Here is a 6,000-nt window from a genome sequence, read left to right on the forward strand (position 1 = left end):
TGTAACGGCCAGGTTGAACCTGTCCGGTTGGTGGGGCGACTAGTCGTCCGGAGGCGGCGGCGACTGTGTCGCACCCGCTGCAACGCGCGACATCCCTGGAGAGTGGCATGACGACGGTGAGGCGCAGAACGAAGGTCCCGGCACGATGGCGGCTGTTCGCGTGCGGCCTCGCTCTTCTCGCGGGCGGCCTGGTCGCCGCAGGCGCCGGCGGATGGCTGCCGCACCCGTCACCGCAAACTTCGGCCGCACTCACACCGGCGGATCCAGACGCCGAGATGCCGGTGCCGAAGCAACACAACTTCTCCAGCTCCAACACCACCCATATGACCGGCATCGAAATCCCGCTGCGGGTCGGGCTCGAAGCCCATGTGCCGGCCCAGCTCAGCGATGTGCTCGCCTTCTACCGCACGGAGCTCGCAAAGCGTGGCTGGGCGGAAAAGCCTGAGGGTACTTTGGTTGCCGCCAATCACGCTCAGCTCGCCTTTGTCTCCCCGAAGGGCCCGGCCACCCTGAAGCTCGGCCGCGCGACGGACGAGACCACAGTCGACCTGGTGCAACGGAATACGGAGGCCGTGGCCAAGGCCAATTTCCTGCCGATGCCCGGACAGGCGCGGCTGATATTCGGCTATCTCGTGCCGGACGTGGCCTCGCTCACGATCAACGATCAGACCATCAAGATCGCGGGTGGCGAAAATCACCCACAAACGCTGGATCTGCCGCCCGGCAAATATTCCTACAAGCTGGTCGTGTCGGGCTATCCGTTGCGCACCGATACCATCACCGTGGCCTCAGGCGAGGCCTGGTCCCTCAGCTTGGGCGACGACGACAAGAAGCCGGATCAGATCTACTGAACCCAGTGACCTGCTCAGAGGCGCCACGGCGCCTGGGAACGCGCTTCTCCGCCCCACAAAATCCACGCCTTCAAGAGCCAAAAACAGGGCCTCGAATCGCCCTTTTCGCAAGCCCCAGAATCGGCCTTCGATAGCCTTGAAAACCGGCAAAAAATCCCTATTTCGTCAAAGGGTTGCCGGAGGATACTTTGCGCTAGGCGCAAGCGGTCTTTCATGGCACAAATAGCCTGCAAATCAGCGCCTTTTGCGCGGCTGATTCGGGCGACATCTCGAAGGCCTCTCATGACAGAACCTGCTCGGCAGACGCCTGCCGAAAACGAGCCCTCAAATCCAAGCGATTACGGGGCGGAATCGATCCGCGTGCTCAAGGGTCTCGATGCCGTCCGCAAGCGTCCGGGCATGTATATCGGCGACACCGATGACGGCTCGGGCCTGCACCACATGGTTTACGAAGTCGTCGACAACGCGATCGACGAGGCGCTGGCGGGTCACGCCACGCGCGTCGACGTCGTGCTCAATGCCGACAATTCCGTCACGGTGCGCGACGACGGCCGCGGCATTCCTGTCGACATCCACAAGGGCGAAGGCATCTCCGCGGCCGAGGTCATCATGACCCAGCTCCATGCCGGCGGAAAGTTCGACCAGAATTCCTACAAGGTCTCCGGCGGCCTGCACGGCGTCGGCGTCTCCGTCGTCAACGCGCTGTCGAGCAAGCTCGGCTTGCGTATCTGGCGCGACGACAAGGAGCACTACATCGAATTCGCCCACGGCGATGCCGTCGCACCGCTGAAAGTGGTCGGCGACGCGCCGGGCCGGCGTGGCACCGAGGTGACGTTCCTCGCCTCGCCCGAGACCTTCAAGAACATCGAATATGATTTCGCGACGCTGGAGCACCGGCTGCGCGAGCTCGCCTTCCTCAATTCCGGCGTCAACATCACCCTCTCCGACATGCGTCACGCGGTCGAGAAGCGCGAGGAGATGCACTATTCCGGCGGCGTCGAGGAATTCGTCAAATATCTCGACCGCAACAAGAAGGCGATCGTGCCGGCGCCGATCATGGTGCGCGCGGACGCCAACGGCATCGGCGTCGAGGCCGCATTGTGGTGGAACGACAGCTACCACGAGAACGTGCTGTGCTTCACCAACAACATCCCGCAGCGTGACGGCGGTACCCATCTGGCCGGTTTCCGCGGCGCGCTGACGCGCCAGGTCAACGGCTATGCCGAGGCCAATGCGAAGAAGGAAAAGATCGCGCTGACCGGCGACGATTGCCGCGAAGGCCTCACCGCCGTTCTCTCGGTGAAGGTGCCCGATCCGAAATTCTCGTCGCAGACCAAGGACAAGCTGGTGTCCTCGGAAGTGCGTCCCGTGGTCGAGAACGTCCTCAACGAGGCGCTCCAGGCCTGGTTCGAGGAGCACCCTAGCGAAGCCAAGATGATCGTCGGCAAGGTGATCCAGGCCGCCGCCGCGCGTGAAGCCGCGCGAAAGGCGCGCGAGCTGACGCGCAAGAGCCCGCTCTCGGTCTCCTCGCTGCCCGGCAAGCTCGCCGACTGCCAGGAAAAGGATCCGGCGAAATCCGAACTCTTCATCGTCGAGGGCGACTCGGCAGGCGGCAGCGCCAAGCAGGGCCGCAACCGCGAATTCCAGGCGGTGCTGCCGCTGCGCGGCAAGATCCTCAACGTCGAGCGCGTCCGCCCCGACAAGATGCTGGGAAGCGAGCAGATCGGCACGCTGATCACCGCGCTCGGCACCGGCATCAGCGACGAGTTCTCGATCGAAAAGCTGCGCTATCACAAGATCATCGTGATGACGGACGCCGACGTCGACGGCGCCCACATCCGCACGCTGCTGCTGACCTTCTTCTACCGGCAGATGCGCGACATCATCGACGGCGGCTACCTCTATATCGCGCAGCCGCCGCTCTATAAGGTCAGCCGCGGCAAGTCCGAGCAATATCTGAAGGACGAGCGGGCGCTCGAAGATTATCTGATCGACACCGGGCTCGACGACTGCGTCTTCATTCCCGGATCTGGCGGCGATCGGACCGGCCGCGACCTGCGCTCACTGGTCGATGACGCTCGAACCGTCCGCAGCATCCTGCGCAATCTGCACAGCCGCTACAATCGCAGGGTGATCGAGCAGGGCGCCGTCATAGGCTTGTTCGGCAAGGAGATTTATTCCGATCCTACGAATGCCAGCGCTGCAGCAGAATACATGGCCAAGCGGTTAGACAGGCAAGCCGAAGAGGTCGAACGCGGCTGGGTCGGCCAATTCGTCGAAGGACAAGGTTTCTTGTTCGAGCGCACGGTGCGCGGCGTCAAGGAGGCTGCTGTCATCGACGATGCATTCCTGGGCTCGGCCGAGGCGCGCAAGCTTCACGAGTACCGAACCAAGCTGCAAGATGTCTACGAGCGCCCCGGCAAGCTGCGGCGCAAGGACACCGAGCATGCCGTCCACGGCCCGGTCGACCTGTTTGAAGCGGTCACCGACGCCGGCCGCAAGGGCATCACGCTCCAGCGCTACAAAGGCCTGGGCGAGATGAACCCGGAGCAGCTCTGGGAGACGACGCTCGACACCGACGTGCGCTCGCTCTTGCAAGTGAAGGTCAAGGAAGTCGACGAGGCCGACGATATCTTCACCAAGTTGATGGGCGACGTGGTCGAGCCGCGCCGCGACTTCATCCAGGAACACTCGCTGAGCGCAACGATCGATATCTGAGGGCTCGCTGCTTCCACAACGTCATGCCCGGGCTTGTCCCGGGCATGACGGCTAGACCAATCCCTGCATCGCTGAACCTCACCACCCGCCATCGCGACGAAGTGGCATGAACCCGCAAGGCCAATTCCGGCCGGGATGCGTCACGCCATGACCAGCTCTGCAACTACCGGTTCCGCCCTCCCCTCCCGCCGTCTCGGCATCATCGGCAGCATTGTCGGCGTGCTGGCGCTGATGGCGGCCGTGTTGCCGCACTGGGTCGTGCCGATGGTGTTCCCGCCGCCCCCGGCGGACCAGGTCATCGTCGACACCGGCCATCGCATCAAGGACCGCGTGATCGCGCGCATGAAGGGCGTGGAGTATCAGGCGCCGAAGGTCGAGAAATCGGCTGGACGCAGCTGGAGTGAAACCGCTTCAGCCGCCGCGATCTCGCTCGGCCTGCTGGCCATCCTGCTCTCGGTCCTCGCGCTGATCTTTCGGGAGGAGAGGCTTCTTGCGGGCGTGGCCGCCATCCTCGGCACCGGCGCCATCGCGATCGAGATTTCCTTCGTCATGATCGGCGCACTGATCCTGATCGCGATCCTCTATGTGGTCGCGAATATCATCGGGCTGTTCTGATGGGCGGCCGCCGCGCTAAAAGCTCCGGACCTCATCCTGAGGAGCCCGCGATAGCGGGCGTCTCGAAGGATGGCTGCGGGCGAGAGCCGGGCCTCCATGGTTCGCCCGCCGATGCGAGCATCGTCCGGAGACGCGCGTTCCGCGCTCCTCACCATGAGGAGTTAGCAGCCTCCTCGGGGCCACCAACTGTGGCCGCCGCAATTGCTCCCGCGCTCAATTCTCTGTAGTTTCCGCCCGAAACAGCCCCACCCAACAGGACAGCGAGAACCCCGTGGCGCCCATCCAGTACATCGTCGAGGGCGGTCACCGGCTCTCGGGCTCGATCGAGCCGTCCGGCAACAAGAATTCGGCGCTGCCGATCATCGCGGCCGCCCTGCTCACCGAGCATCCGGTGACGCTGGAGAACGTGCCGCGGATCCGCGACACCGAGACGCTGGTCGAGCTGATCCGCTCGGTCGGCGCGGCGGCGGAATGGACCGCCCGCAACACGCTGCACATCCACGCCAAGAGCATCCGCGCCGCGGACCTCGACCCCGAGCTCTGCGTCCGCATCCGCGCCTCGATCCTGCTCGCGGGCCCGCTGCTCGCCCGCTGCGGCGAAGTGATGCTGCCGCCGCCCGGCGGCGACGTCATCGGCCGCCGCCGCCTGGACACCCATGTGCTCGCGCTCGAACAACTGGGCGCCAAGGTCACCGCCACCGACCGGCTCGAATTCCGCGCGGCAAAGCTCGCCGGTGCTGACGTGTTCCTGGACGAGCCGAGCGTCACCGCAACCGAGAACGCGCTGGTCGCGGCGGTCGCTGCCGACGGCGTCACCCATTTGCGCAACGCGGCCTCCGAGCCGCATGTGCAGGACCTCGCCAATTTCCTGGTCGCGCTCGGCGCGCGAATCGAGGGCATCGGCACCAACACCATGATCGTGCATGGGCCGGCGACGCTGGGCGCCACGACCTACCGGATCCAGCCCGACCATATCGAGGTCGGCTCGCTGATCGGGCTTGCGGCCGTCACGCGCTCCCCGCTTCGCATCGTCCGCGCCGGCGTCGAGCATCTGCGTTCGATCCGCATGGGGTTCGAGCGGCTCGGCATCGTCTGCCGCATCGAGGGTGACGATCTCATCGTGCCCTCGAACCAGACGCTGAAGATCCAGGACGATTTCGGCGGCCACGTGCCGAAGCTGGAAGACCAGCCCTGGCCGGCCTTCCCGGCCGATCTGATGTCGATCGCGATCGTCACCGCCACGCAATGCGACGGCGTGATCCTGATGTTCGAGAAGATGTTCGAATCGCGGATGTTCTTCGTCGACAAGCTGATCGCCATGGGCGCGCGCATTGTTCTCTGTGATCCTCACCGCGCCATCATCGCCGGCCCCAGCCGCCTGCGTGGCGCATCGATGATCTCGCCCGACATCCGCGCCGGCATGGCGATGCTGCTCGCCGCGGTCTGCGCCGAGGGCACCTCCACGATCAACAACGCCGACCAGATCGAGCGCGGCTACGAGCGCATCGACGAACGCCTGAACGCGCTCGGCGCGAAGATCAGGCGCGTGCCTGAAAGGAAGGGCTGAGGGCTCCTCTTCCCTTCTCCCCTTGTGGGAGAAGGTGGCGCGAAGCGCCGGATGAGGGGTATGTCTCCGCGAATCCAAATCAGATTTGAATTCGCGGAGAGAACCCCTCATCCGTCGCGCTGCGCGCGCCACCTTCTCCCACAAGGGGCCTGTTGCGTTATCGGCTCTTGAGGCTGAAGACGTCAGGAGAGAAGGCCTTGGTCCCGGTAATTTCCTGCCAAGATCTGTAGTTGTCGCCCTCGGCGGGCG

General features: G+C 64.6%; 4 protein-coding genes. All 4 read left to right on the forward strand.

Going from position 1 to position 6,000, the window contains the following annotated elements; translation table 11 throughout:
- Window positions 1-107: 107 nt before the first annotated feature.
- Complete coding sequence (locus OWC48_RS26720; RefSeq protein ID WP_282522635.1) at window positions 108-851, forward strand: hypothetical protein; 744 nt, start codon at window positions 108-110, stop codon at window positions 849-851.
- Window positions 852-1,133: 282 nt separating this feature from the next.
- A complete protein-coding gene (gene gyrB / locus OWC48_RS26725) occupies window positions 1,134-3,569 on the forward strand; it encodes a DNA topoisomerase (ATP-hydrolyzing) subunit B (protein ID WP_282522636.1) in 2,436 nt (811 codons plus the stop codon).
- Between the two features lie 147 nt (window positions 3,570-3,716).
- Entirely contained in the window at window positions 3,717-4,184 is a 468-nt protein-coding gene (locus OWC48_RS26730; protein WP_282522637.1) for a hypothetical protein, read from the forward strand.
- A gap of 271 nt (window positions 4,185-4,455) precedes the next feature.
- Window positions 4,456-5,751, forward strand: coding sequence for a UDP-N-acetylglucosamine 1-carboxyvinyltransferase (murA, locus tag OWC48_RS26735; protein WP_014491005.1), 1,296 nt, complete (start codon window positions 4,456-4,458; stop codon window positions 5,749-5,751).
- Window positions 5,752-6,000 lie beyond the last annotated feature (249 nt).

Source organism: Bradyrhizobium sp. Arg816, from assembly GCF_029989365.1.
Lineage (GTDB): Bacteria > Pseudomonadota > Alphaproteobacteria > Rhizobiales > Xanthobacteraceae > Bradyrhizobium.